This window comes from Methylobacterium sp. A49B, from assembly GCF_053346215.1.
Genome location: NZ_JBKFBO010000096.1, coordinates 111,718 through 136,327 on the forward strand (window position 1 = coordinate 111,718; position 24,610 = coordinate 136,327).

General features: G+C 68.6%; 17 protein-coding genes and 2 pseudogenes. 9 read left to right on the forward strand and 10 right to left on the reverse strand.

The window, feature by feature from the left end; translation table 11 throughout:
- Positions 1-38: 38 nt before the first annotated feature.
- Positions 39-1,328 carry a D-serine ammonia-lyase gene (locus ACLBX9_RS14700; protein WP_447719453.1) on the forward strand — a complete coding sequence of 430 codons (1,290 nt, stop codon included), beginning with the start codon at positions 39-41 and terminating at the stop codon, positions 1,326-1,328.
- A 150-nt stretch (positions 1,329-1,478) separates the two neighbouring features.
- A complete protein-coding gene (locus ACLBX9_RS14705; RefSeq protein ID WP_447719454.1) occupies positions 1,479-2,597 on the forward strand; it encodes a metallophosphoesterase in 1,119 nt (372 codons plus the stop codon).
- A gap of 122 nt (positions 2,598-2,719) precedes the next feature.
- On the opposite strand, the gene ACLBX9_RS14710 is transcribed toward ACLBX9_RS14705, so the two are convergent.
- Positions 2,720-3,241, reverse strand: a complete 522-nt coding sequence (locus ACLBX9_RS14710) for a TetR family transcriptional regulator (protein ID WP_447719455.1) — start codon at positions 3,239-3,241, stop codon at positions 2,720-2,722.
- Positions 3,242-3,388: 147 nt separating this feature from the next.
- Between ACLBX9_RS14710 and ACLBX9_RS14715 the strand changes: the two genes are divergently transcribed.
- Positions 3,389-4,279, forward strand: coding sequence for an SDR family oxidoreductase (locus ACLBX9_RS14715; protein WP_447719531.1), 891 nt, complete (start codon positions 3,389-3,391; stop codon positions 4,277-4,279).
- Positions 4,280-4,335: 56 nt separating this feature from the next.
- Here the strand turns inward: ACLBX9_RS14715 and ACLBX9_RS14720 are convergent, their stop codons facing one another.
- Positions 4,336-5,262, reverse strand: coding sequence for a methyltransferase domain-containing protein (locus ACLBX9_RS14720; RefSeq protein ID WP_010682957.1), 927 nt, complete (start codon positions 5,260-5,262; stop codon positions 4,336-4,338).
- Positions 5,263-5,948: 686 nt separating this feature from the next.
- On the opposite strand from ACLBX9_RS14720, the gene ACLBX9_RS14725 reads away from it, so the two are divergent.
- The 3 genes and pseudogenes from ACLBX9_RS14725 to selB all read left to right on the forward strand — a co-directional run bounded on the left by ACLBX9_RS14725 (position 5,949) and on the right by selB (position 11,636).
- Positions 5,949-7,940: a putative bifunctional diguanylate cyclase/phosphodiesterase gene (locus tag ACLBX9_RS14725; RefSeq protein ID WP_010682956.1), complete on the forward strand. Its 1,992-nt coding sequence runs from the start codon at positions 5,949-5,951 to the stop codon at positions 7,938-7,940.
- Positions 7,941-8,275: 335 nt separating this feature from the next.
- A pseudogene (locus ACLBX9_RS14730) lies at positions 8,276-9,649 on the forward strand (ABC transporter substrate-binding protein).
- 73 nt (positions 9,650-9,722) lie between these two features.
- Positions 9,723-11,636: a selenocysteine-specific translation elongation factor gene (gene selB, locus ACLBX9_RS14735; protein WP_010682953.1), complete on the forward strand. Its 1,914-nt coding sequence runs from the start codon at positions 9,723-9,725 to the stop codon at positions 11,634-11,636.
- A gap of 151 nt (positions 11,637-11,787) precedes the next feature.
- Here the strand turns inward: selB and ACLBX9_RS14740 are convergent, their stop codons facing one another.
- The 4 genes from ACLBX9_RS14740 to ACLBX9_RS14755 form a co-directional block, all read right to left on the reverse strand.
- A complete protein-coding gene (locus ACLBX9_RS14740; protein WP_051072126.1) occupies positions 11,788-12,246 on the reverse strand; it encodes a response regulator in 459 nt (152 codons plus the stop codon).
- The gene (locus ACLBX9_RS14745; RefSeq protein WP_010682951.1) at positions 12,243-13,355 is read right to left on the reverse strand and encodes a sensor histidine kinase; all 1,113 of its coding nucleotides are present in this window, start codon (positions 13,353-13,355) and stop codon (positions 12,243-12,245) included. The genes ACLBX9_RS14740 and ACLBX9_RS14745 overlap by 4 nt, the downstream gene beginning before the upstream one ends.
- Positions 13,356-13,544: 189 nt before the next feature.
- A complete protein-coding gene (locus tag ACLBX9_RS14750) occupies positions 13,545-15,353 on the reverse strand; it encodes a sensor histidine kinase (protein ID WP_447719456.1) in 1,809 nt (602 codons plus the stop codon).
- Positions 15,354-15,415: 62 nt separating this feature from the next.
- Positions 15,416-16,207 (reverse strand): Crp/Fnr family transcriptional regulator, encoded by a 792-nt coding sequence (locus ACLBX9_RS14755; protein WP_010682949.1) that lies wholly within the window; start codon positions 16,205-16,207, stop codon positions 15,416-15,418.
- Positions 16,208-16,422: 215 nt separating this feature from the next.
- Here ACLBX9_RS14755 and ACLBX9_RS14760 point away from each other — a divergent pair, with 215 nt between their 5' ends.
- The 3 genes from ACLBX9_RS14760 to ACLBX9_RS14770 all read left to right on the forward strand — a co-directional run bounded on the left by ACLBX9_RS14760 (position 16,423) and on the right by ACLBX9_RS14770 (position 18,717).
- On the forward strand, positions 16,423-16,671 hold the full coding sequence (locus ACLBX9_RS14760; protein ID WP_447719457.1) for a DUF6894 family protein: 249 nt from the start codon (positions 16,423-16,425) through the stop codon (positions 16,669-16,671).
- A 391-nt stretch (positions 16,672-17,062) separates the two neighbouring features.
- Entirely contained in the window at positions 17,063-18,229 is a 1,167-nt protein-coding gene (locus tag ACLBX9_RS14765; RefSeq protein ID WP_447719458.1) for an alpha/beta fold hydrolase, read from the forward strand.
- 137 nt (positions 18,230-18,366) lie between these two features.
- Complete coding sequence (locus tag ACLBX9_RS14770; RefSeq protein WP_447719459.1) at positions 18,367-18,717, forward strand: hypothetical protein; 351 nt, start codon at positions 18,367-18,369, stop codon at positions 18,715-18,717.
- Between the two features lie 472 nt (positions 18,718-19,189).
- Here ACLBX9_RS14770 and ACLBX9_RS14775 read toward each other — a convergent pair whose 3' ends face one another.
- The 4 genes and pseudogenes from ACLBX9_RS14775 to ACLBX9_RS14790 all read right to left on the reverse strand — a co-directional run bounded on the left by ACLBX9_RS14775 (position 19,190) and on the right by ACLBX9_RS14790 (position 24,511).
- Positions 19,190-20,461, reverse strand: a complete 1,272-nt coding sequence (locus tag ACLBX9_RS14775) for a cytochrome P450 (RefSeq protein WP_447719460.1) — start codon at positions 20,459-20,461, stop codon at positions 19,190-19,192.
- 39 nt (positions 20,462-20,500) lie between these two features.
- Entirely contained in the window at positions 20,501-21,640 is a 1,140-nt protein-coding gene (locus tag ACLBX9_RS14780) for a helix-turn-helix transcriptional regulator (protein ID WP_010682943.1), read from the reverse strand.
- 122 nt (positions 21,641-21,762) lie between these two features.
- Positions 21,763-23,559, reverse strand: coding sequence for a di-heme-cytochrome C peroxidase (locus ACLBX9_RS14785; RefSeq protein WP_447719461.1), 1,797 nt, complete (start codon positions 23,557-23,559; stop codon positions 21,763-21,765).
- A 204-nt stretch (positions 23,560-23,763) separates the two neighbouring features.
- A pseudogene (locus tag ACLBX9_RS14790) lies at positions 23,764-24,511 on the reverse strand (glucose 1-dehydrogenase).
- Between the last annotated feature and the right edge of the window lie 99 nt (positions 24,512-24,610).

Sequence of the window (24,610 nt, forward strand, 5' to 3'; positions counted from 1 at the left end):
CCGAGCACGCGCCACCGACAACCGCCTACGAGGATGCCATGGACGTCACAGCCCTGCCACGCGAAACCCTTGGCAACGGCGTCATCCCCGGACCCGTGCGACAGGCCGAACCAGTCGTCTGGCGCAATCCGCACCGGCGGGACGCCGCGTCCGTGCTGGCCGCCTCGGCGTTCTCGGAGGCCGACATGCGCGGTGCGGAGGCACGCTGGCGACGCTTCGATCCGCTCCTGGCACGACTGTTCGACGGTACGGAGGATGGGCGGATCGACTCGCCCCTGTTGTCCATCGGGCCAGATCTCGCCCGGACCCTACTCGGGGGTGGGGCCGGTTCCGTCTGGGTCAAGGCCGACCACGATCTGCCGGTCACCGGCTGCATCAAGGCGCGGGGCGGCGTCTACGAGGTCCTGACCTATGCCGAGACGCTGGCCGCAGCGGCGGGGCTCCTGCGGCCGGGCCTGTCCTACGCGGCGTTCGCGTCGGGCGCGTTCCGCGATCTCTTCGCCCAGCATACAGTCGCGGTCGGCAGCACCGGCAATCTGGGCTTCAGCGTCGGCGTGATGGGCCGCGCCCTCGGCTTCCAAGTCGAGGTGCACATGTCTCACGACGCCAAGGCCTGGAAGAAGGAGCGCCTCCGCCAACTCGGGGCGCGCGTCGTCGAGCATCCGGGGGATTACGGGCTCGCCGTGGCCGCGGCGCGCGACGCCTTCCGGGATCGCGACGACGCCCATTTCGTCGACGACGAGGATTCCGTCGACCTGTTCCTCGGCTACGCCGCGGCGGCGCTCGACTTGCAGCGCCAACTCGCTTCGGCCGGGATCGCCGTCGACGCGGCACACCCGCTCTACGTCTATCTCCCCTGCGGCGTCGGCGGCGCGCCGGGGGGCGTGAGCTTCGGCCTGGCGCTGATCTTCGGCGACGCAGTGCGGCCGGTCTTCGTGGAACCTGTGGCGTCGCCCTGCATGCTCGTGCAGCTCGCGGCCGGCCTCGACCGTCCGGTCAGCGTCTATGAAGCCGGGCTCGATAATCGGACGGCGGCCGATGGCCTCGCCGTCGCGAGCGCCTCCATGCTGGTCGCCCGGACCGTCGGCGGTCTCATCGACGCGGTGGTGACCGTGCCCGACGCGGACCTCTTCGTCTGGCTGAAGGCGCTCTGGACCGGCGCGGGCATGCGGCTTGAGCCGTCCGCGGCCTCCGGCTTCGCCGCCCTCGCCAGGTTCCTCACGACGGTGACGCTGCCAGACGACGTGTCTGCCACCCACGTAGTCTGGACCACGGGGGGCGCGCATCTGCCGGACGCGGAATTCAACGCCGCCCTGGCCCGCGCCTGATACGGCTGGAGAACGCGTCCCGTCTCCTTCGCCATGGTGTCGGAACGAGCCGAGATCGAGCATTTCGAGAGGTTGGCTAATCGCCGGCATGCCGGGCAACCGAGCCGCAAGCTTTGCCTTTCGGTCATGGCCCGGTCCATGTAGCCGCCCATGATCCGCCTGATCCCCAGCGTGCCCGCCCTCTACGTCATCGCGCGGGTGGTGTGGCCCCTGCCGTGGCCGCCCGCGCTCAAGCTCGGCATGGCCGCCCTGCTGCTGGTCGCGTCGCAATACCATCTCTGGAGCCGCCTCTCTTCAGGATCGGTCTTCGCGCCCGAGTTCCCGCGACCGGTCGTGATCCTGTTCAATGGCGCGTTCGGTGCGATTGTCTTTGCGGCGGCCATGCAGCTCGCCCTCGATTTCGCAGTCCTGATCTTCCTGGCGATTCCCGGAGGCGGTTGGGCGATCCCGTCCGCTTGGCGCCTCGCGGTCGTTCTGGCGGCCGCGTGCCTCGCGACCGTCGCCGTGCGGCAGGCCATGCGCGTGCCGCCGTTGAAAGACGTGCCCGTCGCGATGGCGGACCTCCCTCCCGGCTTCGACGGCTACACGATCCTCCACCTCACGGACCTGCACATCAGCCGCCTGTTTCCCGCGGCCTGGGCGCGGGCCGTCGTGGCGCGCGCCAACGACCTGAAGGTCGACCTGATCGTCGTGACGGGCGACTTCATCGACGGCTCGCTGGAAGCCCGGCGCAACGACGTCGAGCCGTTGCGGACCCTCCGCGCGCGCGATGGTGTCTGGGCTGTGCCCGGCAACCACGAATATTTCTTCGATCACGACGCCTGGATGCGCCACCTCGAGGGTTTGGGAATCCGCGTTCTGGCCAATGCCCACACGGTCCTGAGGCGCGACGACTCCGCATTGGTGCTGGCCGGCGTCACCGACCGGTCGGCGCCCGCCACGGGACACCCGGGACCCGACATCGATGCCGCCCTGTCGCGTGCCCCTGCGGAGGCGCGGATCGTGCTGCTGGATCATCAGCCGGCCAATGCTGCGTGGGCTGCGGCCCGCGGCGTGGCGCTGCAGCTTTCCGGCCATACCCACGGCGGCATGATCCGCGGCTTGGACCGTTTGGTGGCGCGCGGCAACGCCGGCTTCGTCTCGGGTGCATACCAAGTCGGAAGCATGCTGCTCTACGTCAGCAACGGCACCGGGCTCTGGCCCGGCTTCGCCCTCCGGCTCGGGCGCCCGTACGAACTGACGCGGATCACCCTGCGGGCAGCCTCCTGACGCCGACGCGATCTCGCCACCCCGCCCGATCGCCGGTTCGTCGGAAGGCCGAACTGCGAGCCGGCCAAGGGCTGACCGGCGCTTCCGACGTCCTGCCGATACGCCGAACCTGGAGCCGCGGCTCAGCTCTCGGCCTCCGCCAGTAGTGCGATCGCCTCCGTGAAAGTGCGCTCAAGGCGTTCGGTGAGGGTCGGCGCCGGATCGTCGAGCCAGCAGATGACCGCGTGCACGAAGGCCGCCATACCTATCCGGGCCGCCAGCGCCGCCCGCAGTTCCGCGACGCCGCGCTCCCGCAGCGCCTCGGCGAGCGCGGCCGTCAACGCGGCCGTCTTGGCCAGCTCGCGCTCGTAGAGGGCGGGCGTGCGAGCGATGATCTCATGCCGCGGCTTGGAATAGGGCCGGTTGCCCTCAAGCAGCGGTTCGATCGACCGGAATGACCAGAACAGCGCCGCCAGGGGCCCAAGCGAAACGGGGGCCTTGGCGATGGCGGCCGTCAGGGCAGTCCGCAACACGGCCTCGCCGTCGAACAGCACCTCCCGCTTGTCAGGAAAATACCGGAAGAAGGTCCGCTCCGTCACGCCGACGCGGGCGGCGATCTCGGCGGCCGTGGTCCGCTCGTACCCGCGCTCCGTGAAGAGATCCATGGCCGCCCGCCGGAGACGGGCCCGTACATCATCATCCGAGCGATCCACGACCCTGCACTCCTGTTGTCAGTCACTGACACATCGGCTATGTCAGTGACTGACGCGGGCACCCGGAGGGTGCGCCGTCGGCCACGACGAGGACCTAGCATGCGCGTGTTTCTGACAGGAGCGAATGGCTGGGTCGGCTCGGCCGTCACCCGAGACTTGCTGGCGGCGGGCCATTCCGTCATCGGTCTCGTGCGCTCGCAGGAGAAGGCCGAGGCTTACGCTGCTTCGGGCGGCAGACCGCTGATTGGCGCAATCGAGGATCTGGCCGTGCTCCGGGCGGGGGCCGAAACGGCCGACGGCGTCATCCACCTAGCCTTCGGCCTCGGCCTCGCGCAGATCGACACGATGGCCGAGGCCGATCGTCGGGCGATCGAGACCTTCGGGGAAACCTTCGCGGGTACGGACCGGCCCATCGTTTCGGTCAGCGGTTTCCTGCTTCTGCCCCGCGGGGAGATCTTCCTGGAGGACGCGCGGCCGCCGGTCGACGCCGCCTTTCCCCGCGCGACGGAGCAGACCACCTTCGCGCTTGCCGAACGCGACTTGCGCGCCTCCGTCGTCCGTCTGCCGCGCTCCGTACACGGGCTCGGGGAGCGGCACGGGTTCATCCCGATGCTTGCGGCCGTGGCGCGCGCGACGGGCTGTTCCGCCTATGTTGGCGACGGGCAGAACCTGTGGCCATCCGTGCATCGTCTGGACGCAGCACGCGTTTTCCGCCTCGCCCTCGAACGCGGCGCGCGGGGCGAGGCCTACCACGCGGTCGCGGACGACGGCGTGCCCTATCGGTTGATTGCCGAGGCGATCGGCCGGCAGGTCGGCGTTCGGGCGGTGTCTCTCACGCCAGAGGCGGCGGAGGCGCAGTTCGGCGGCTTGTCGATGTGGGTGGCCGGCAACGGGCCGGTCTCAGCCGCGCGGACGCGCGCCGCGCTCGACTGGCAACCGCGGGAAAGAGACCTCCTCTCGGATATCGATCGGCCGGATTACTACACCTGACCGCCGCGCTCGCGGGGCGGTCAGGTGGCTCGAACGCGACCGGACCTGTCCGCCGGTCATCGCTCGGCGAAAACCTCCAGATAGACCACGTTGCCGGGCTGATCGCGGAAGATGCGGATCGGCGCCTTCGGGCACGCGGCATCTGCGAGCGCTCGAAGATCGTTCTCGTCGCGGTAGATCAGGCACCAATCGAGGAAGCCGGCCATGAAGCCGCGGCCGTGGCTGTCGCGCGAGAAATTGCCGATCGACACGATGCCGCCGGGCTTCAGCCGCTTCACCATCGCGGCGATGATCTTGATGGCGGTCGCGTCCTGCAGGTAATCAAATAATCCTGCGGAGTATATGAGGTCGTACTGGCTTCGAATACGCTTCAGGCGCGGCAGAGAAAGGCAATTCCCCACGCAAGTCGCGATGTTGTATTCGGGATAGGCGGATTTCACCTCGGAGAGGGAGGCCGCGTCGGTGTCGAGCGCAGTGAACGATGCGTTCGTCTGGTTGGTCAAGGCGCGCAGCCGATCAAGTTCGCGCATATGGCCCGATGCCACCGACAGGATCTCCGGATTGTCGCACCGGCGCATGCTGTTCTCGATGAGCGTCGCCAGGTAATCCTGACGCCACAGGATGCTCTTCGCGTTGGGCAGGGTCGTCGTCGCCGCGTGAAGGATCCCGGCGAGGCCGTCGAGGGACGATTGGTCGGGCCGGTAGATGTAATCCAGCATGACCGCGTCGCCGGCATAGCCGCGCGGCTTCTCGAAGGCGCGCCGGGCGTAGGGATCGAGCAGGAACGTCTCGGCCAAGGGGTGCGAGCGGCAGAGCTTCTGGAAATCCGGCAACTGCCCCTCGACGACGGCCTCGTCGAAGGTCGCGCCCAGTTCCAGCGCGAGCCAGTCCACGGTCCGCGTGCTGGGATCGACGGCAAGTCGCGTCTGCGCTTCAGCCAAGATGGCCTTCAACCGATCCATGTGGTCCTCGGCCGCGTCCACGACGCGTTAACCCTACCAATTTATTAACAAGCACATCGGCAGTTAAGAAGCCATTTTGTAGAAAAATCCCCAGAATTCTCGAAGCTCAATGCCAACACTCAAGCTACACTGACCCGCGTATCTGGCGCGGTCGAACGTGATATTCCTTAGAAATTTCTGGCACCACGACGCGCAGAGGAATGTTATATTCCATCGAGACGACGATATGTTTCGCCTAACAACGACACCGATCGTCAGGAAATTAAAGACTTCAAATTTCTAGTACGGCCAATACGGATCGTCTGATCGGAGGCAGCCTAGGTAGAATTTCGGAAAACTGCTTAGACCCGGCGAGTCCGACATTTGCCGGGATGCAATCAGTAATTTTCGACCGGCGGATCCGCGACATGCTTCCGATCTGCCTCCGGAGGCAGGACCTGGGCCCGGACACATCTCGTGAGAATACGGTCCGGGTCGTCCCTGATCGGTCTTGTCGGACGACCGGCCCGTGTCCGACGCCCCGACTTAATCGAAGCTTGCGACCGGGCTACGCGGGCAATGATCCGGAAGCCATAGCCCGCAAAGAATGTGTGAAGCGCAACGTCCGATTATTCCGCTGACGTTACTCTACATTCAGTCGGGTTCGGCCGGGGGGTTCTGCGGTCCAGGACAGGATGATTGCAGCCGAGGGACGGATAGAAACGACGATGGTGCCGGGTCTTAGCGAATTGCTCGACAAGGAGCTGAGCCGGCCGTGGTACGCGCGCACGGGCTCGACGGTGCGGCAGCTCTACGAGGCCGATCGGGAGAGCTGGCGCCGCCGCAGCGCGCGCATCGCCGCGCATGTCGCCGGGCTGGTCTACGTCATCTTCGCGGTGACCGACTTCGTGCTCGTCCGCGACGTCTTCGTGCCCAACCTCATCGCGCGGCTGGCCATCGCCTTGCTGTTCGTGCTGGGGACGGAGGGCCTGTTCAGGCGCGGCGCCCGGTCCCTCCTCATCGAGGCGCATTGCGCGTCCGCGACGGTGCTGGCCTACGTCGCATGGCTTCAGATCTCCGATCTGAGCGTGCATCAGGTCAACATGTCGTATTACGCCGCCTACGGCGTGATCTTCATGACCGGCCAGAACGTGTTCTTCAAGTTCCGCTTCACGGTCGCGGCCGTATCATCCGGCGCGATCCTGCTCGTCTCACAGGTCGATCTGCTGCAGCACCGTTACGTCAGCCTGGAATATGTGGTTGCCTACTCTTCCTTGTTCCTGTCGATGTACACGCTGACCCTTTACGTCAACTGGAGGCTCAACCAGGAGCGCTACCTGGTCTTCATCAACTCGGCGCGGGCGGAGATCCGGCAGAACGAGGCGGTCGAGCGCGGCGCGGCCCTGCTCCGCCTGTCCACGACCGACGCGCTGACCGGGCTCGCGAACCGCCGCGCCGTGGACGAGGAGCTGCGGGCCTATTGGCGGGACTGGCAGATGCAACAGACCAGCTTCGCCGTGATCCTCGTCGATGTCGATTATTTCAAGATCTACAACGACTTCTACGGGCACCAGGAGGGCGATCTGTGCCTTGTGGCGGTGGCGGAAGCCATGGCGCAGGTCAGTGCCCCGGACGGCCACATGGTCGGTCGGTTCGGCGGCGAGGAGTTCATCGTCGTCGCGCCGGCGCGCGACCGCGAGCAGGTGCGCCAGATTTCCGAGCACCTCCGGCGCGCGGTGGAGGACCTGAAGATCGCGCACGAGCAGCGGCCGGATCAGTTCTGCGTCGTCACCGTCAGCGTGGGGGCCGCCTTCTCGCAGGATATACCGGGAACCCGGGTCGAGAGCCTGATCACCGGCGCCGACCGCGCCCTCTACGAAGCGAAGAGGAGCGACCGCAACTGCGTCCGGGTGTTCGACCAGGACGAAGCGGACCGGCTGGACAGCGACGAGAGCCTCGCGGACCTGCTCCGGACCGCGCAGAGCCGCGACCTGGTGTCCTTGGTCTATCAGCCGGTGATCGAGGCCGTGTCCGGCACCATTGTCGGCGCCGAGGCGCTGATGCGACTGGCGACCCCGGGGGGCAAGGTGGTCTCGCCCGCGGTCTTCATCCCGCTGGCCGAGCGGATGGGCATCATCGGGAAGCTCGGCTTCTGGGCGATCCGGACAGCGTGCCGGGACCTCCTCGCCGAAAACGTGGTCCCGCTCGTCAGCGTCAACGTCTCGCCGATTCAGCTGAAGGCGCCGGGCTTCGCCCTGATGGTCGCGCAGATCCTGGGCGAGGTCGGCGTGGCCCCGTCGCGGCTCGCCATCGAGATCACGGAGAGCAGCCAGATCGAGAACGAGCCCGAGGTCCTCCGGACGATCCGGGAACTCCGAGCCCTCGGCGTCGAGCTGTGGCTCGACGACTTCGGCACCGGCTTCGCCGGATTGTCCTGCCTCAGAGAGATCGAATTCGACTTCGTGAAGATCGATCGGTCCTTCCTTCACGCTGCCATCACCCCGCGAGGCGCCGAGATCTTCAGGAGCATCATCGAGCTGGTGCGCAGCACCGGATGCTCGATCATCGTGGAGGGCATCGAGAACGATAAGCAGCGGGACATCTGCATCGAGCAGGATGTCGACCTGCTGCAGGGCTATCACCTCGGTCGGCCGGCGCCCGTGCAGGTCCTGAAGCGCGCGATGTCCTCGCCCACGAACGTCCTCCGCCTCCAGCGCTGACGCGGACAAGTCGCGCGCCGAGCCACGCACGATTGCGGCTTGGCCGACGCGCGGCCGATCCATCAGGTTTCCGTCGCGCCGGCCTTCCACCAATGTCCGGGCGCGCGGATGCATCGAACTCGATTGAGGACAAGGCGCTTGCGCACTACCTTGTTGATCCGGCCGCCGTGCGGGCGGCCGGCCCTGCACGCCATGCACGGGTCAGCACAGGAGGAATGCGCATGACAGCCCATGCGACCGGTGATCCAGGAGGCGGGCCGCCCTGGGGATCCCACAACACGGTGACGGTGGTCGATCCGTCGCCGGTGAACTGGCTCTCCATCACGTGGAATACCATGGAGGAGGCCAATCGCGTCGACCATGACGGCCTCGGTCAGCCGAGCCTCGCGGAATCCTGGCGCTGGCTCGACGGCGAGACGCTCGAGCTGAAGATGCGCGCCGCCGTCTATCAGGACGGCGAGCCGTTCAACGCCGCCATGTTCAAGCTCGGCTTCGACAAGGTCCAGGAATGGACCAACCCGCATCCGCCGGGCGCCTTCCTGAACTTCGCCCGGGACGTCACCTGCGAGGCGGTGGACGACCGAACCGTCCGCATGCGCTTCCCCGGAGGCGATTCAGCGGCGCTCATGAAGCTGCGGGGCATGCATCTGCCTTCGACCCGCTTCTGGAACGAGTGGGGCTTCATCGACCCCAAGACGGGATCGGCCGAAGGCCATTGGTGAGTGATCGACGCGCCTGGTCCGTGGGGGACTGGCCCGTTCGTGCTTACCGAAGGCGTATCGCTGATCGACTCGCGCTCCGACCGCGTGGTCATGGAGCCCAACGCGACCTACTGGAATCCCGATCGAAAGCCGACGGTCCGGATCGTCTACGACAACGTGATCGGCAAGGACGAGGGCATCAGGTCGGTGGCCGCCGGCGACGGCCGCGTCGACGTGGTGTTCGACCTGACACCGGACGAGGCCAGGGCCTTTCCGGCGAGCGCACATGGCAGGATCCAGACGAAGAAGGCGAAGACGATCCTCACGGGCGTCTTCAACGAGAACCGTCCGGACTCGCCCTGGCGCAACCCGGAGGCGCGCAGAGCCCTCAACCTCGCCATCGACCGGCAGTTCGTGCTCGAACAGGGTGCGCACGGCTACGGCACGATCATCCCGGCCTTCATCCAGCCCGGCCGCTACGGCGCGGACCCGACGCTGGCGCCCTTCCCGCATGATCCCGAGGCCGCCAAGCGGGCGCTCGCGGCGGCGGGGATCGGCGGGCGGGAACTCGTGTTCGTCGCCTCGCCGGCCTGGAAGGGCGTGATCCAGGCGATCGGCCAGTGCCTCGCGAAGGTCGGCCTCGGCTGCCGGTTCGTCAGCGCCAAGGAGGAGCCGCCGGAGGATTTCGACGTCAAGCTCGAATGGTACTTCGACTGGACGCCGCAATACCCGGTGGCCTGTGTGCACCGCGAGTTCTTCGGAAAGGACGCGACCCTGCGCCAGGGTCCGGAGGATCCGGAGTTCGATGCCCTCTACGAGAAGCTCCTGCACACGCCGGAGGCCGAGACGGAGGGCGTGGTGCTCGAGGTCGAGCGCTACCTGCAGGAAAAGGCCAAGGCCCTGTTCCTGTATTCGCCCTACACGCTGTTCGCCGTGTCGGACCGGGTCGCGTTCACACCTTACGACACCTGCATGTCGGAACTCGCCGAGACCCGGATCAGGGGTTGAGGCGGCAAGCGGCGCGGGGCATCCCCCGCGCCGCCAACCCCGTGAGAGCGAAAACGACCGGAATGCGCTTCGCGTGATCGTCGCCACAGCCGGCCATATCGATCACGGCAAGACCGCTCTGGTGAAGGCGCTCACCGGGATCGACGCCGACCGCCTGCCGGAGGAGAAGGCGCGCGGCATCACCGTCGATCTGGGCTTCGCCTACACGCGTCTCGGCACCAGCACGGTCGGCTTCGTGGACGTGCCGGGCCACGAGCGCCTGGTGCGCACCATGGTGGCCGGCGCCACGGGCGTGGACTTCGCCCTGATCGTCGTCGCGGCCGACGACGGCGTGATGCCCCAGACCCGCGAGCACATCGCGATCCTCGACCTGCTCGGCCTGCGCCGGAGCCTCGTGGCCATCACCAAGAGCGACCGGGTCGATGCGCGCCGCCTGTCCGAGGTTGAAGCGCAGGTCCGCGCGGCGCTCGCCGACACCGGTCTCGCCGCGACGCCCGTCCCAACCCCCGTTCTGGCCTGCTCGGCTTTGAGCGGCGCCGGTCTCGCCGAGGTGACCCGGGAACTGGGGGCGGCGGCGGCCATGCCGTCCGATGCGGTCGCTGCCGGAGACTTCCGGCTCGCAGTCGACCGCTGCTTCACCATCGTCGGCGCCGGCCTCGTCGTCACCGGAGCGATCCACTCCGGCGCTGTCCGGCCGGGCGATCACCTTGTCGTCTGTCCGAGCGGGTTCGAGGCGCGGGTGCGGGGCGTGCGTGCCGGTGACGAACCCTGTGACGTCGCGCGGGCCGGTCAGCGCTGTGCCCTCAATCTCACCGGTCCGCGGTTGTCGCGGTCGGGCATCCATCGGGGCGACTGGATCCTGGCGCCGCACCTCCACGGGCCCACCAGCCGGCTCGACGTGTCGCTGCGCGTCCTCCCCGGCGAGGCGCGGCCGCTCCGGCACCGCACGCCCGTCCACATCCATCTCGGCGCGGCCTCCCTGACCGGACGTGTGCTGCTGCCACCCGAGACCACGGTCGAGCCCGGCGCGGCGGCACACGCGCAGATCGCCCTCGACGGCAGTCTCGGCGCGCTGCACGGGGACCGCTTCGTGCTGCGGGACGCATCCGCCGCCCGCACGCTCGGCGGCGGCCGGGTCATCGACGTCGACGGGCCGCGCCGGGGCGCCTGGGCGCCGGTCCGGCGCGCTGCGGTCGCGGCCTTGGACACGACGGACCACGGCGCCGCGCTCGCCGCTCTTCTCGACCTCAGCGAGGTGGGAGCCGACCTCGACCGCTTCGCCCGCACCCGCAACATCCCGAGAGCGGAGATGAGCGCCCTCTCGGGCACGCTCGACCTCGTCACGGAGGCGGGGGGCCGCCGGGGCTTCGCCGGCGCGCGGATCGTCGCGCTCGGCGCGTCGGTCGCGGCGATCCTCGACGCCACGCACCGCTCGGAACCGGACAACCCGGGCCTGACGGTCGAGGAGATCGGCGAGCGCCTGGCCCCGGCGGAACGCCCGGCCCTGCGCGTGGCCCTCGACCGGTCGCTCGGGGGGCAGCACATCGCCCGGACCGGCCCCCACTTCCACCGTCCCGACCACGTCGTCCGCCTCGCGCCGCGCGAGGCCGCCCTCTACGACGTCGTCCGGACCGTGCTGGAGGAGGCCGGTCTCGATCAGCCCCGGCTGGCCGATCTCGCGGCGCGCGTCGACCGCGCGCCGGAGGCGCTGCGCCCCTCCCTCGACAAGTTCGGTCGACTCGGCTGGCTGCGGCGCGTGTCCGGACATTACTACGTCCTGCCGGCAGTCCTTGCGGAATTGGCCGACAGGGCGCGCACGGTCGCGGCCGCGCATCCGCAGGCACTGCTCACGGTCGGCCGCTTCCGCGAGGCAACCGGGATCAGCCGGAACATGACGCTGCCGCTGCTGACGTATTTCGACGCGCGCGGGTTCACGACGCGCGTCACGGACGGACGGCTGGTGCGGCCGGGCGGCTGCGACCTGTGACGATCGTCCCGGCCGCGCGCTTCCACCTCCGCCGCAGCATCCGGTCCGCGGCCCCTCCCCGCGTCACGCGGGCCGGACGCCGTCGTGAGCGAAGGCGGACCGGGCGGAGCACGCTGTCTGGACATCCGGCAGGCCGTCCGGACCCTGCGGTTCAGGAGCCGAGGCGCGGGGAACGGAATGCGCCGCCCACGCCCGATCGGCACGCGCATGGGAACCCGACGGCCCCCGACGAAGCCTGTCGGCTGGGCGCCCCGCACGCGATCAGATGCTCCAGCAACTGCTTCATTTGCACGTGCTGATAGGGCTTCTGCAGCACGGGAACGCCGCGATAGGTCGGCTCGAGACCCTCCAGGCCGTAGCCGGTCGCGAACACGAACGGCACGGCCAGCGCGAACAGCGCGTCGGCCACGGGGTAGCTGCGCGCAGCGCCGAGATTCACGTCGAGAATGGCCAGATCGAAGGCGCTGGAATCCAGGTAGGCCAGCGCCTGATCGAGGCGCATGGCGACGACGACATCGCAGCCGAGATCGATCAGCATGTCCTCGGCCATCATGGCCACCAAGCTTTCGTCCTCGACGAGGAGCACCCGCCGACCGTCAAGCACGCTCATCGCACCGACCCGGTTTCGACCGTCTCCTGGCCGTGCCAGCCAAGAGCTGTCAGCGGAATGTGCAGACGGCACACGACGCCCTCGGGTTCGTAGGTGATGGTGGCCTGCCCATCGAACTCCATCGGCAATTGCCGCTCGATCAGGCGTGAGCCGAACCCCTTGCGCGTCGGCGGCGCGACCCTGGGTCCGCCGCGTTCCTCCCAGACCATCTCCAGCCGCTGCAGTCCGGTCTTGTCCGGTTGCAGCGCCCAGGCCACGCCGACCTGCCCGTCGGGGCTGGAGAGCGCGCCGTACTTCGTCGCGTTGGTCATCAGCTCGTGAAGGGCCATCGCCAGCGTCACGGCGACCTTTGGATGCAAACGCCCGTCCGGCCCGTCCAACCGGAACCGATGGCCGTCGGCCGTCGTCTGCAGGTGCGGCGCGAGGGCCCGCTCCACGACGCCCCGCAGGCTGGCGCTCTGCCAGTTGTCCTCGGTGAGCAGGTTGTGGGCGTTCGACAGGGCCCCCATGCGGGCGTTGAAGATGCCCAGGCGCGCGGCGTCGGCCCCCTTGAAGCTCTGGCCTGCGAGCGCCTGGACCGTGGCGAGGGTGTTCTTCACCCGGTGGTTCAACTCATTGATCAGCAGGCGCTGCCGCTCGGCCGCCGCCTTCTCGGCGCTGATATCGCGAACCTCGATGATCGTCCCGATGATGTTGGCGGCATCGTCGCGGATCGGGCTGGCGGTGAACGCCACGGGGAAGAAGTGCCCGTCCTTGTGGACGAACACCTCTTCGCCGCGCTCCTGGTTGTTCTCCGGGAACGCGCGATCGATGGCGCATTCCTCCAGCGGGAACGGCCGCCCGTCCGGATAGGTGTGGTGGACGATGTCGTGCAGCGGGCAGGCGCGCGCCAGCACCTCCTGCAAAGTCCAGCCCGTCAGCTGCTCGGCGGCGCGGTTCATGTAGATGCAATGCTGGCGGTCATCCATCAGGAAGATGGACACCGACGCGTTGTTCAGAACCGCGTTGAGCCGCCGCTCGGTCTCGAACAGCTGATCGCCGCGGCGCAGGCTCTGGAGCGGCTGCCGCGCCTCGGGAGTCGATTGCAGGGGTTGCCGGGGGTGCGGCACAGGTCACGTGTCCTTCGGCGGTGGCGGGCCCCGGGGATGGCTCGCGCCGTCGACGGCGCCGGACGGATCCGGGCCAACGGCGAAGCCTGCGGAACGGAACAGCAGCGGCGGGCCATTGTTCCGGGACGGCTGCGCCGCGCGCCTGAGCCGGACGCCACGGGCGTGGTCCGCGCTGCCGGGGCAGGCGCGCTACTCCTGTATCCAGGCCAGAGGCGCTTCGAGCCGGCAGACCAGTCCCGTCGGCGCATAGGTCATCGCGACCTCGCCCTGCACCTCGGCGGCGAAGCTGCGCTCGATGAGGCGCGAGCCGAAACCGCGCCGGGTCGGCGGAGTCAGGATCGGCGGCCCTCCGTGCTCGGACCAGGTCAGGCAGAACCGGGGCACCGTGTCCTCGTCCGTCACGCGCCAGCGGAGATCGATGAAGCCGCCCTCCGTCGACAGGGCTCCGTACTTGGCCGCGTTGGTCGCCAGCTCATGCAGCGCGAGGGCCAGCGACAGGGCGGGCTTGGCCGCCAACAGCACATTCGGGCCGCCGGTGCGGATACGCGCGCCGCTCGCGTCCCAGTGCGCCATCAGCGCGCCGGCCACGAGGTCGGCGATGGGCGCCTCGGTCCAGCTCGCCTGAGTCAGGATGTCGTGCGCACGCCCCAGCGAGATCAGCCGGGCGGCGAAGGCTTCCCGGGCCTCGTCGAGGTCGGCGGCGCCGCGCAGCGTCTGGCTGGCGATCGCCTGGACCATCGCCAGGGTGTTCTTGACCCGGTGCTGCAATTCGGCCGTCAGCAGCCGCTGGTGCTCCTCGGCGCGCTTGCGCGCGGTGATGTCGTGCACGGTCCCGATGAAGCGCACGGCGCGCCCCTCCGCGAAGAACACCTGTCCCTTGGCCGCCACCCAGCGCTCGACGCCGTCCTCCAGCCCGACGGTGCGGTAGGCGATGTCGTAGGTGCCGTTACCGCGCGGATCGAGCACGGCCTTCACCGCCTCGTCGACCCAGGCGCGGTCGTCCGGGTGCAGGCCGGCCAGGAAGGTCTCGTAATCGACCGTCGCATCCGGCGGCAGACCGAACAGGGCGCACATCCGCGAGTCCCAGCCGAGATGGCCGGTGACGAGGTCATAGTCGAAGATCCCGACATCGGTGGCCGCCACGGCCAGGCGCAGCTGGTCCTGAACCTTGTGCAAGGCCGCCTCGTCGGCACGCTGCTGGCTGCGGTCACGCAAGATCTTGAGGAAGCCCAGTACGGCGCCGGCCTCATCCGTCAGCGGCGTCGTCTCGCTGCTGGCGAAGAAGCGCTCGCCCGTCTTGCGCAGATACCACCGCTCGTCGGTCGCGCGGCCGGTCTTCAGCGCCAGCGCCATCTCGATCTCCGGCCGGCCGCCGGCTCGATCCTCGGGCGTGAAGAGCACGTGCGCGGACTGGCCCAGCATCGCCTTCTCGCGCCAGCCCAGAATCCGCTCGGCGCCGATGTTCCAGCGGGTCACCCGGCCCTGCCGGTCTACCGCGATGATGGCGGAGTCGGTCACGCTGTCGAGAATCCGCTGATGCAGGATCTGCTGGCTCCGCTGTTCCTGCGCGGCATGCCGGCTCTCGAGAGTGCGCACCCCCTGCCGCGCAAGGCCGCGGAGGCAGGCCTGCTCCGCCTCGGTAAGGCCGCCAGGGCGCGGAGCATCGTCCAGCAGGATGATCACGCCCAGAGCGTGACCCGGACCCGCATGCAGCGGCACCGCCACGCAGAACCGCTCGGGTCCGTCGAGCACGACCGGCAGCCGGTCCCGTTCCGGCGCTGTCCGCAGGTCGGCCACGACCGTCAGATCCAACGGAACGCCCGCCCCGTCGCGGATGGACGGCACCGGCGCGGCACTGCCCGCGGCCGCACTGTAGCTGGCGCGGAGGAGCAGGCGCTCGCCGGCCTGCAGGCAGATGAGGGCGCGCGCGACCTTGCACAGTCCGGCCGCCAGACGGAGGAGATCGTCAAAGTCCTGTCCGGTCCCGTCGGACCACATGTCAGAGTCTTCGACCATTCCGGCAAGCAAGCATGAGGAGGTGTTCGTCGCGCCGCGCGTGTTCAGACTGCCTGATACATCGGACCGTCATCGTTTGGCACCTTGCGGAGGGACACGAGCGCCCCGCTCGGGCTGTAGACCGCGCCCAGAACGACTTCGAAATGCCGCTTGACCGCACCGTGGCACTCGCAGGCGGCCTCTTCCACAGCGCGCCGGCCGACGATGATGATCCGCCCACGCCGCACTTGGATCAGTCCCTGCTGCTGAAGGGTCCGCAGCGCGCGCGACAGGTAGGAGCGCTGCACACCCAGCAACTCTGCCAGCACCTCGTGGGTGATCGGGAGCACATCGGTGTCCAGGCGGTCCTGCAGGCTCAGCAGCCAACGCGCGCAGCGGGCCTCGATGGTGTGGCTGGCATTGCAGGCAACCGACTGAAGAACCTGGGCGAGCAGGCAGTCGGAGTAGCGGGTCATCAGGTTGCGCAGCCCCGGCGAGGTCTGCTTGATCTGCTGCAGCACGGCGGCCTCGATGCGCAGCACGGAGCCGGGCACCTGCACGACAGCCCGGCTGAAAGCCGGCAGCGATCCCTGACTCACCACGCCGCCGATCGCGCCCTCGCGCCCCACCGTGGCAGTCTCCACCGCGCGGCCATCCTGCAGTCCGATCACCAGGGCGGCGACACACTGTCCGAGCGGGAAGGAGATGAAGCCGACGTCCTCACCGGCCTCGAACAGCGCTTCACCGCGGGCGTAGTCCCGCAGTTCGAGGTGAGGCTTGAGCAGGGCGAGATCGGGTATGCGCAGGGCGCTGAGGAGCAGATTGCCGCTGAGGAGCGAATCGACGTCGGGGATCATGGGGCGTTGGCGGGTCGGTCCTGTTCGGCCTGAGAACGACCATACCGCAACGCTTGCGCCGCTGTCTGGTCAATACTGCCCCGAAGCCGGAAAGGTCCGTGACTTTCATCAGCTTGGCCGCGCACGCATTCTGCGCGCCTTAATCCATGCAACTTTTTGCGTTCGCACGGTTTCTCCGTGCGGAACCGTCAGCGTCAACCAGCCCGCGCACCGTGATGCCTCGCTATTTTATCGACTACGAGGATGGTCAGGTGTGCCTGCGGGACGACGAGGGAGCCCACTATCAGGATCTCCTGGCCGCACGGAACGCGGCGATCGCGGCCCTTCCGGACATCGGCCGCGAACCGCCGCCCGAAGATGGCCAGCGCGCCTTCACGGCATACGTCCGCGACGAGCGCGGGACGCTCCTCTGCACCGTGACCCTCAATCTCGCCACCGACTGCGATCCTCAGCGTCGCGGATGATGTGCCGGCTCGCGGCCGCTCGCGGGCGGCACGGCCACGTGCACGGTCGCGCGGGGCGTCGGCGCCAGGATCACCGCTTGAATACACATAGCGATGATTGCATTTGCAATGTAAATCCATTGTTTAAGCTATAAATTGCCAATCATGGCCGCGAATTGACGCCATGATTGTTAGCGGTACAGAGTATCAAATCGACTCGCAGAGCAGTGAAGTGTGCGATCCGGACGCTCGGGTCCAGGCGGTGAGGCGGCCAGCCTATCCGAGTTCCTCGATGAAGGGGCCGCGCTCGTCCCGCTCCGCGCGGCGTCGTGGACGCCGGTGCTGAGGGACACCCTCGCAGATCGTGATCGAGAGGCTTTCCACCTGCGTCCCGGATGGGAGGACTTGGCAGATGGCACGGACGGTCACGGTCTACTTTGCGACGAACCGCGTGCCGTTGACCGATCCGAGCGGCACGCAGATCACGGATTTCGGCTCGGAGCTCGGCCCGATCGACGGCACCGCGGTGCGGTTCGGCAGCGCACAGGCGCGCATCGTCGGCACCGGCGCCACTTTCGTCCCCGGTTCGCTTCAGGTCGCGCCCGAGCAGCTCATCGGACCGAATATCCAACGCGGCAGCCGTACGATTTTCGACCAGCTGCGCGACGATATGAAGACCGGTGGCCGCGCGACCCTCATCCACATCCACGGCTTCTCGAACACGTTCAGGGATGCCATCGAGCGAGCCGCCTGGATCGTGGACTTCTACGGCATCGACGCGAACGTGTTCTCGTTCACGTGGCCGTCGATCGGGTCGGCCCTGCCGACCCCGTTGCCCTACCGGGACTATTTCCACGACCGCGCCACGGCCCGCGCCTCCGGCGTGGCGATCGCGCGGACGCTGCGGATCCTCTACGATTTCCTGGATGGGCTCGGACCCGACGACCTGTGCCGACAGCCGCTCCATCTCCTCTGCCACAGCATGGGCGTCTTCGCCTTGCGGCATGCCGTGCAGGCTCTCCTCGAAGCCCCGCAGGGCGAACCGCGCGAATTCGCGCGAAGCCTGGAGGGCCCTGGTCCGGCAGCGTCGGAGCCGGCCTTTCCGGCGCTCATCGCGCTCCCCACGGAAGGACCGGACCCGAATCGTCTGCGACGCACCTTCGATCAGATCATTCTCGCCGCCGGAGACGAGGACGAGGACGCCTTCGAGGATCCGCGCGAGCTGCGCTACCTTCCCAGGCTGGGTAACCGCGTCACCGTCTATCACACGCCGCGCGACTGGATCCTGTCGACGTTGAGTGACAAGACCAAGTTCAACGGACCGCGGCTCGGCGTGAATGGCCCGGAAAACATGGGGCCGATCAGCGACAAGGTGACCGCCGTCGACGTCAGCGACGTCATCGACACGCAGCAGGATTTCCAGGGCCACCAATACTACCGTCTCTTCCCGCCGGTCCGCGACGACATCGTGGCCGTTCTGCGGGGCGAGCGGCAGGACACGATCGCGAACCGCCTGCCCTCGGGCTCGCAGCGCTACCGGATCCGACCGGCTCCGAGGCGTCGGAACAGGACCGCTTGAGGAACGCGGAAGCAGGAACAGCCTCGGCGCTCCCTGTCGGGGAGCCGCGATCCCGCAGGGCGGCACAGCACATGGGTGTCCTGAGCGTGGCGATCCGCCGGTAGGCCGCGAAGGCTCCGGTCGGCGGCACGGCGTCGATGGCGGCGACGTGGGTCGTCCCGTCGCTCTCGGTCATCTCGCTCTTCGCCGTCGTGACGGTGCAGGACTGGACAGGGGGTAACTCGCGCTGCCGTGTCGGCATGGGGAGCGGGCAGATTTACCGGCTGGCCACGGCAGTGCATCTTCGGTCGGGACAGGCCGGTCGGCGCGTCGGCCGAGGCCTTGTGGTTCGCGCCGACGACGCCGAGCCGGCCAGCGGGAGATCGCGCGTGTTGAAGGTCCTGCGGTTCCTGAGGAACTGGACGCTGCTCTCGCTTCCGCTCGGCATCGCTGTCGGCAAGTTCCTCAAGGGACGCGCGCGCGAGCCGCACCGCGGGGAGCGCGGCTGACCCAGGTCGGCGCCGAACCGCCCGCCGCAGGCGCACGAACGGGCAGATTTTGCGATCCGTGGCGCTTGGTATACCTAAAGCTTGGCCGCTGATTCGGCCTATGCTCGAGGAGTTTGGATGACGTTAGACACGCAGCCCGAACGCTTAGTCGCGTCGCTCGCCTCTGTCTCAGACCAGACACAATCAGATCAACGAGAGCCGTCACCCGGAAAGACGTCGGAGGGTGACACCAAGACTTCAGAACAATCGACACCGGTCGCGAAGCCAACCAATACCTTCGAGGGTTTTGGGTCGTTCTCTGGCTGACCGTCGAACAGGCCTGCTGCAGCGGCGTCTCGCGCTGCGGTAGGCCACCGACCACAACCGCCACCCCAAGCGCCACCCCACGGCGCCGCCCCATGCGGCGGTCAGGGCTGCGGTTTCGCGGGCGTTTGGAGGCCGAGGCGGCCGGCGCGGATCCTCACATCCCCGTTCAAGGAGACGCGACCGCCCCGTAGGCGATCCGGAAGGATGTCGGGAACGGCGTGCCGCCATCCTCCACCGGTCCGAGGGCGCGAAGGCCGTCACGGAGCAGGATCCGGCGCACGATCTCGGGGATCATGGCACCGGCCACGTAGCGGCCCAGGCACTCGTGGTGGCCGAGCCCGAAATGCAGGTAGGCGTGGTCCGGCCGCGCCGCGTCGAACCGCTCGGGTTCCGGCACCCAATCGGCGTCGAACATCGCCGAGAGGCTGAGCGGCAGCACGACCTGGCCCCTCCGGATCTGGGCTTCCTGCGGGCCGCCGCGACAGAGAACGTGGTCTGACTCGGCCTGCCGGAACATGAAGGCCACGATCGGCGCGAAGCGCAGCGCCTCCCAGACGTAGCCGTCGAAGGCAGCGGGGCCCTCCGCGGCCGCGGCGCGCGCCGACGCGTACACGTCCGCCCGCCCGAGGATCTCCGCGAGGGCATTCACCGCCGCCTCCGAGGTCGTCTCGATGGCGCCGATGAGCAGCCCGCCGACGTTGATGACGACGCGGTCCATGCCGAAGCCCGCGGCGGACGGCAGGCGCAGCCGCAGGAGCCGCGTGAGGCTGTCGTCCGGCACCTCGGCCCCGGCCTCAAGGGCCGCCAAGCGCGCCGGTATGAGCGACGCGAAGGCGGCCCGCATCTCCTCGCGGGCCTGGGCCGCCGCGGCCTGGACCGCGTCGGCGTCGGGGCGCCCGTCGAAAGGGAGGTTGTTGAACTGGTCGAGCTGGTTCGCGTACGACCAGCGCAGCATGTCGCCGTCCGGCGCGGCGATGCCGAAGGCGCGCTGAACGATCCGCAGCGGCACCATGCGCGAGATCGCCGCGACGACATCGACCGCTCCCGCGCCGGCGTCGAGGGCCGCGTCGGTGAGGGATCCGGCGAGGTCGCGGATCGCCGGAAGGTCGCCCCAGGACAGCACGGCCCGCATCACAGCCTTGTCGCGGTAATTCACCTCGGTGTTGTCGAGGGCCAGCATGAAGGTGCCCATCTTGGGCTTGTAGAGCGCGACCGAGAAGACGCTCGGTAATGACAGGATCTCGGCGACCGCGGCGCGCTTGGCGACGAGGACGACCGCACCGCAATCCAGCACCGGCCGCCGCTCGCGCAGCTGCGCGAAGAACGGCCGCGGTGCACGCTCGATCCAGTCTCGGGCGACCGGCCAGCGCGCGTCCGCCGGCAGGTCGAGCAGGGTCTCGAGACAGGGGGCGTCTGGCGTGTCACTCCGCATGCGCATCGCTCGCTCCTCGCCAAATTTTTGGACGCGCCCGCGGCCTCAGTGAAGGGAAATGTCCAGGCCCTCCCGCAGGCGCGCGACGAGCTCGCCCTGCCGGTGCGTCTCCGTCTTGGCGAAGAGCGCCCGGAGCTGTGTCCGGACGGTCGAGATCGCGATCCCGCGATCCTGGGCGTGGGCATTGAGGGAGCGCCCGGAGGCGACCGCGTTGGCGAGGATCGCCTCGGCGGTGGTCAGGCCGAAGAGGCGCTGCAGGCGAACCGCGGAACTCTCCTGCGTCTTCGGCGATCCACTGCGGATCACCACCGCGAGCTCCGCCTTGACCCGTGACCCGGTTCCCGCAGGCCGCTTCGAGAGCGGGTGCAGCGAGACCCGGTACGGCGTGCCGCTCTCGCTGCAGGTGATCGCGATATGGTCGGCCTGCGTGATCGTGGCATCGCCGCTGGCCGCGGCGAGCGCCTCGCTGGCGGCGCGCGCGATCCGGCGGGAGCAGTGGCCGTCCTTCAGGGCGAGGCTGCCCTTGTCGAGGGACAGGCCTGTGCGGGACTTCGCCAGCTCCTCGGCGGCGCGGTTGGCGTGCGCGACCCGCAAGCGGGAATCCGTCAGGATCACCGCGGCGTCCAGCAGGTCGAGGGCGGAGGCGAGGTCCGAGGACCGTTCCGAGGCCTGTCGCATCAGCGCGTAGAACTCGAAGGCGCGCCGGAGATGTGGCACGAGCATCGCGAGGCGGCGCACCTCGGCGGACTGGAACGGCCCGGCCTCCTCGTCGCGCATGGCGGCGAGCGTCGCCATGACGTCGGCCTCCTTGGCGAAGTAGGTCACGAGGCTGTGCTCGATCCCGAACGGCCGCACGACTTCCTTGAACAGGGCGGTCTCGCGGAACTGGGCCGGGTCCACGCCCTCCTCGGCGCGGATCACCTTGCCCTGGTTCGACAGGATGTAGGGAAGGCGCGGGTCCTCCGTGGCGTGACGGTAGAGGAAGGTGCGGTACTGCGTCCGGTCGAAGCCCGAGACCGCCCACATGGGCTTGCGGGTCCCGTCGAGGCTGAAGACCGCCAGCTGGCCGACCCGGCCGCCGACGAAGCCGGTCAGATCTTCGAGGAGCTCCGGCCACTCGTCCGGTTGCCCGACCCGGTCGTAGATCGACCCGATCAGGCGGGAATAGACCTCAAGTTCCTCCATCGCCACACTCCACGGTGAGTAACAGGTTGCCAGAACCGAACGATACCTTCCCCCGATCAGAATCAGCGATCCGCGACGAGCCAATACTGTTGTACAGGAAAACCGCACGCAATATCGAGGGCTCAGAGCGTGCGTAAATATTCCAGAAGCTGGCGTCTTTGCCCATCGTCGAGTTGCTCGGTGCCGTAGGCGGCACCCTCGTGGCCCCGGTTGGCGTTCCCGGGCCTCGTCGTGTCGAACAGAAACGGGCCGATGTCCGATCGGAAGCCGATGCGGTCCTCGTCCAGCTCGCGGCTCCCGACGCGGAACGTCTTGGATCGGCGCTCGGCGGGGAGCAGGAGTTCGTACAGGTTGGGCACGGAGCCGTTGTGCAGGAACGGGCCTGTCGCCCAGATCCCGTCGAGGGGCCGGGCCTTGTAGACCCGGAGATCGCGATCCGCCCGGCGCTCGACGTATCCGGCGACCAGATCCTTGCCGCCGGAGGGCGACACATCGTTGAGCAGCGTGTTCTCGTTTGCGGCCGCGGCGGCGCCCCGCGGGAGGAGGCGATCGATGATCGCGGTCTGGTCGGCGCGGACCTGGGAGAGGTCCGGCGCCCGGTCGATGGGCGCCAGGATAGCACCGGCGACGATCGTCGACACGAGATCGAGGCTGAGGGTTTCCGCCGGCAGCGGCGGGGTCGTCGCCAGGAAGGGCATCCGGACACCTTCGAGGATGCCGGTGCGCGCGCGGCGGGTCGCGGCGTTCTCGGCCATCTTCGGGTCGGTCCCGATCGCGGCGAGCGGCGTCAGGACGACCGTCTGGCTGCGATCGGATCCCGTCCTGGCGATCGCGTGGCAGGAGAGGCAATACTGATCGTAGAGAACTTTGCCGGCCACGGCATCCTGCTTCTGCGCCGCGGTGCGCGGCGCGAGCGCGTCGGGCCAGGCCGGCGCCGTGAGCGTGCCCAGGCGCGCCTCGATCCGCAGGAGGTTGAGGCGGTCCGCCGAGGTCGCGAACCACAGGGGCGGCAAGGTCGGCTCACGGATGTCGGCGTTGGCGAAGACGCCGAGCACCTCGCCCACGTTGCGGCCGAGGCGCTCGACGGGGAGGCCGTTCGGCGCCGAGCCGTTCCACTGCACCCGGTCGTGCCAGGAAGTGTCCCAGAGGAACGGGTAGCTGACGGGGGCGTCGGGCTCGGCGATGTTGCGGGGGTCGTGCAGGTCGAGCCCCGTCGCCCGGTTGAAGATCATGCCGAACGCGTCGAGGCGCGCGGGGCCCCAGGGCACCACCGCGCGGCTCGTCTCGACGAAACTGGAAAAGTCCCGCGCGAAGGTTTCGAGGCTCGTTTGGAGCCGGCGGCGGTCGATCTCCGACGTCCCGGGGAGCGGCGCGGACAGTTCGGGCGGGATCACCCGGTCGGCAAACCGCGCGAACCGCTCCGGGTCACCCGTGGTCTGCGAGAGCGCGCGGCCGAGTTCCTCGATGAAGGCGAACATGTCCGCATCCGCGGGACCGCCATCGATCTGGATCGTCCGCCCGCGGAGCGCGAGCCGATTCACGTGGCAGGCCGCGCAGGTCATGCCGATCCACTCGCCGCGGTCGTCGACATCCTTCGCGAAGCCGATGGGGAGGCCGGTGCGGGGCCCTCCCCCCGCCCCGTCATAGGGGTTCGGGAGGTAGCCGAAGCGCGCCAGCCCGTCCGACACGAAGAGGTCGCGGCTGTCCGGCCGCTCCAGCGACATGAACCACGCGTAGGGCATGATCTGCGAGCCCTGGCTCGCGCCGTAGAACCAAGCCCTGTCCGCCGGGCTCCAGGATTGTTGCAGGAAGAGCGGAGTCGGGTCCGGCTCCTCCGCTTCGGCTCCCAGGCCCGCAGCCGTCGCGAGGACGATCGATGCCGCGGCGACGGCAACGCTTGCAACCTGCGCCGGGGTCACGATCGCACCTCAGGCATGGACCAACCTTGCGCCGACGGGATTGGAGCGGCCGATCAATAAGCATCGGCCGTAATGACCGCCTCACCCAAATGGATGACGCTCACTCGCCGACTATTCGGCAGTCCATGTCTTTGCGAAAACTGGTTACTCGTTTCGGTCAGAGACGCGCGCAGGCCTTCCGCTCGCGCGCGGGCGGTCCGTGCGTCAGCGGATACCGCCGCCGACGTTGATCTCCTCGCCGGTCACCCAGCGGGCGCCGTCCGAGGCGAGGAAGGTGACGACCCCGGCGATGTCGTCGGGCTGGCCGGCGCGGCCGAGGGGCGTCTGGGCGACCAACCCCGCTTCCATCTCGGAGCCGGTGACGCCGGCGGTGCGCGTCCCTTCGGTCACCACGTAGCCCGGGCTCACCGCGTTGACGCGGATCTTGCGCGGCGCCAGCTCGTTGGCCAGGACACCGGTGATCGCGTTCAGGGCGCCTTTCGTGCCGCTGTAGACGGCCGTGGTCGCAGGCTGGAGGCTGGCGGCCACCGAGGAGATGTTGATGATACTGCCCCCCGCGCCGAGATGCGTCGCGGCGGCCTGGGTGGCGAGGAGCACACCGAGCACGTTGACGTCGAATTGCCTGCGGTAGTGCTCCTCGGTGACCTCCGCGATCGCGGCGAATTCATAGACACCGGAATTGTTGACGAGGATGTCGAGCCGGCCGAAGGCGGTCACGGCGGCGTCGATCAGACCCTGCGCCTCGGCGCGCTTGGAGACATCACCTTGGACCGCGATCGCCTTCCCTCCGGCTCCGGTGATCGCCGCCACCACCGTGTCGGCGCCCGACTTGCTGGACACGTAATTGACCACCGACCGCGGCCCCTTCCTGCGCGAGGGCCTTGGCGATGGCGGCACCGATGCCCTTCGAGGCGCCTGTGACCACGGCGACCTTGCCAACCAGCTTTGACATGTGCGCGTACCTTCGACATGGGCCGGCTCCGGGATGGTCGCCTCGGTCCCATAGTTCGGGATTTCGGAACTAACGGTCACGCGCGCAAGACCCCATATG

Excerpts from the sequence above, each read along its gene's own strand:
- ACLBX9_RS14700 (WP_447719453.1), top strand. The coding sequence starts at position 39 with ATGGACGTCACAGCCCTGCCACGCGAAACCCTTGGCAACGGCGTCATC.
- ACLBX9_RS14740 (WP_051072126.1), bottom strand. The coding sequence starts at position 12,246 with ATGAGCGTGCTTGACGGTCGGCGGGTGCTCCTCGTCGAGGACGAAAGC.
- ACLBX9_RS14755 (WP_010682949.1), bottom strand. The coding sequence starts at position 16,207 with ATGATCCCCGACGTCGATTCGCTCCTCAGCGGCAATCTGCTCCTCAGC.
- ACLBX9_RS14770 (WP_447719459.1), top strand. The coding sequence starts at position 18,367 with ATGGCGGCGACGTGGGTCGTCCCGTCGCTCTCGGTCATCTCGCTCTTC.
- ACLBX9_RS14760 (WP_447719457.1), top strand. The coding sequence starts at position 16,423 with ATGCCTCGCTATTTTATCGACTACGAGGATGGTCAGGTGTGCCTGCGG.
- ACLBX9_RS14725 (WP_010682956.1), top strand. The coding sequence starts at position 5,949 with ATGGTGCCGGGTCTTAGCGAATTGCTCGACAAGGAGCTGAGCCGGCCG.
- ACLBX9_RS14775 (WP_447719460.1), bottom strand. The coding sequence starts at position 20,461 with ATGCGCATGCGGAGTGACACGCCAGACGCCCCCTGTCTCGAGACCCTG.
- ACLBX9_RS14765 (WP_447719458.1), top strand. The coding sequence starts at position 17,063 with ATGGCACGGACGGTCACGGTCTACTTTGCGACGAACCGCGTGCCGTTG.
- ACLBX9_RS14710 (WP_447719455.1), bottom strand. The coding sequence starts at position 3,241 with ATGGATCTCTTCACGGAGCGCGGGTACGAGCGGACCACGGCCGCCGAG.
- ACLBX9_RS14705 (WP_447719454.1), top strand. The coding sequence starts at position 1,479 with ATGATCCGCCTGATCCCCAGCGTGCCCGCCCTCTACGTCATCGCGCGG.
- ACLBX9_RS14780 (WP_010682943.1), bottom strand. The coding sequence starts at position 21,640 with ATGGAGGAACTTGAGGTCTATTCCCGCCTGATCGGGTCGATCTACGAC.
- ACLBX9_RS14750 (WP_447719456.1), bottom strand. The coding sequence starts at position 15,353 with ATGTGGTCCGACGGGACCGGACAGGACTTTGACGATCTCCTCCGTCTG.
- ACLBX9_RS14715 (WP_447719531.1), top strand. The coding sequence starts at position 3,389 with ATGCGCGTGTTTCTGACAGGAGCGAATGGCTGGGTCGGCTCGGCCGTC.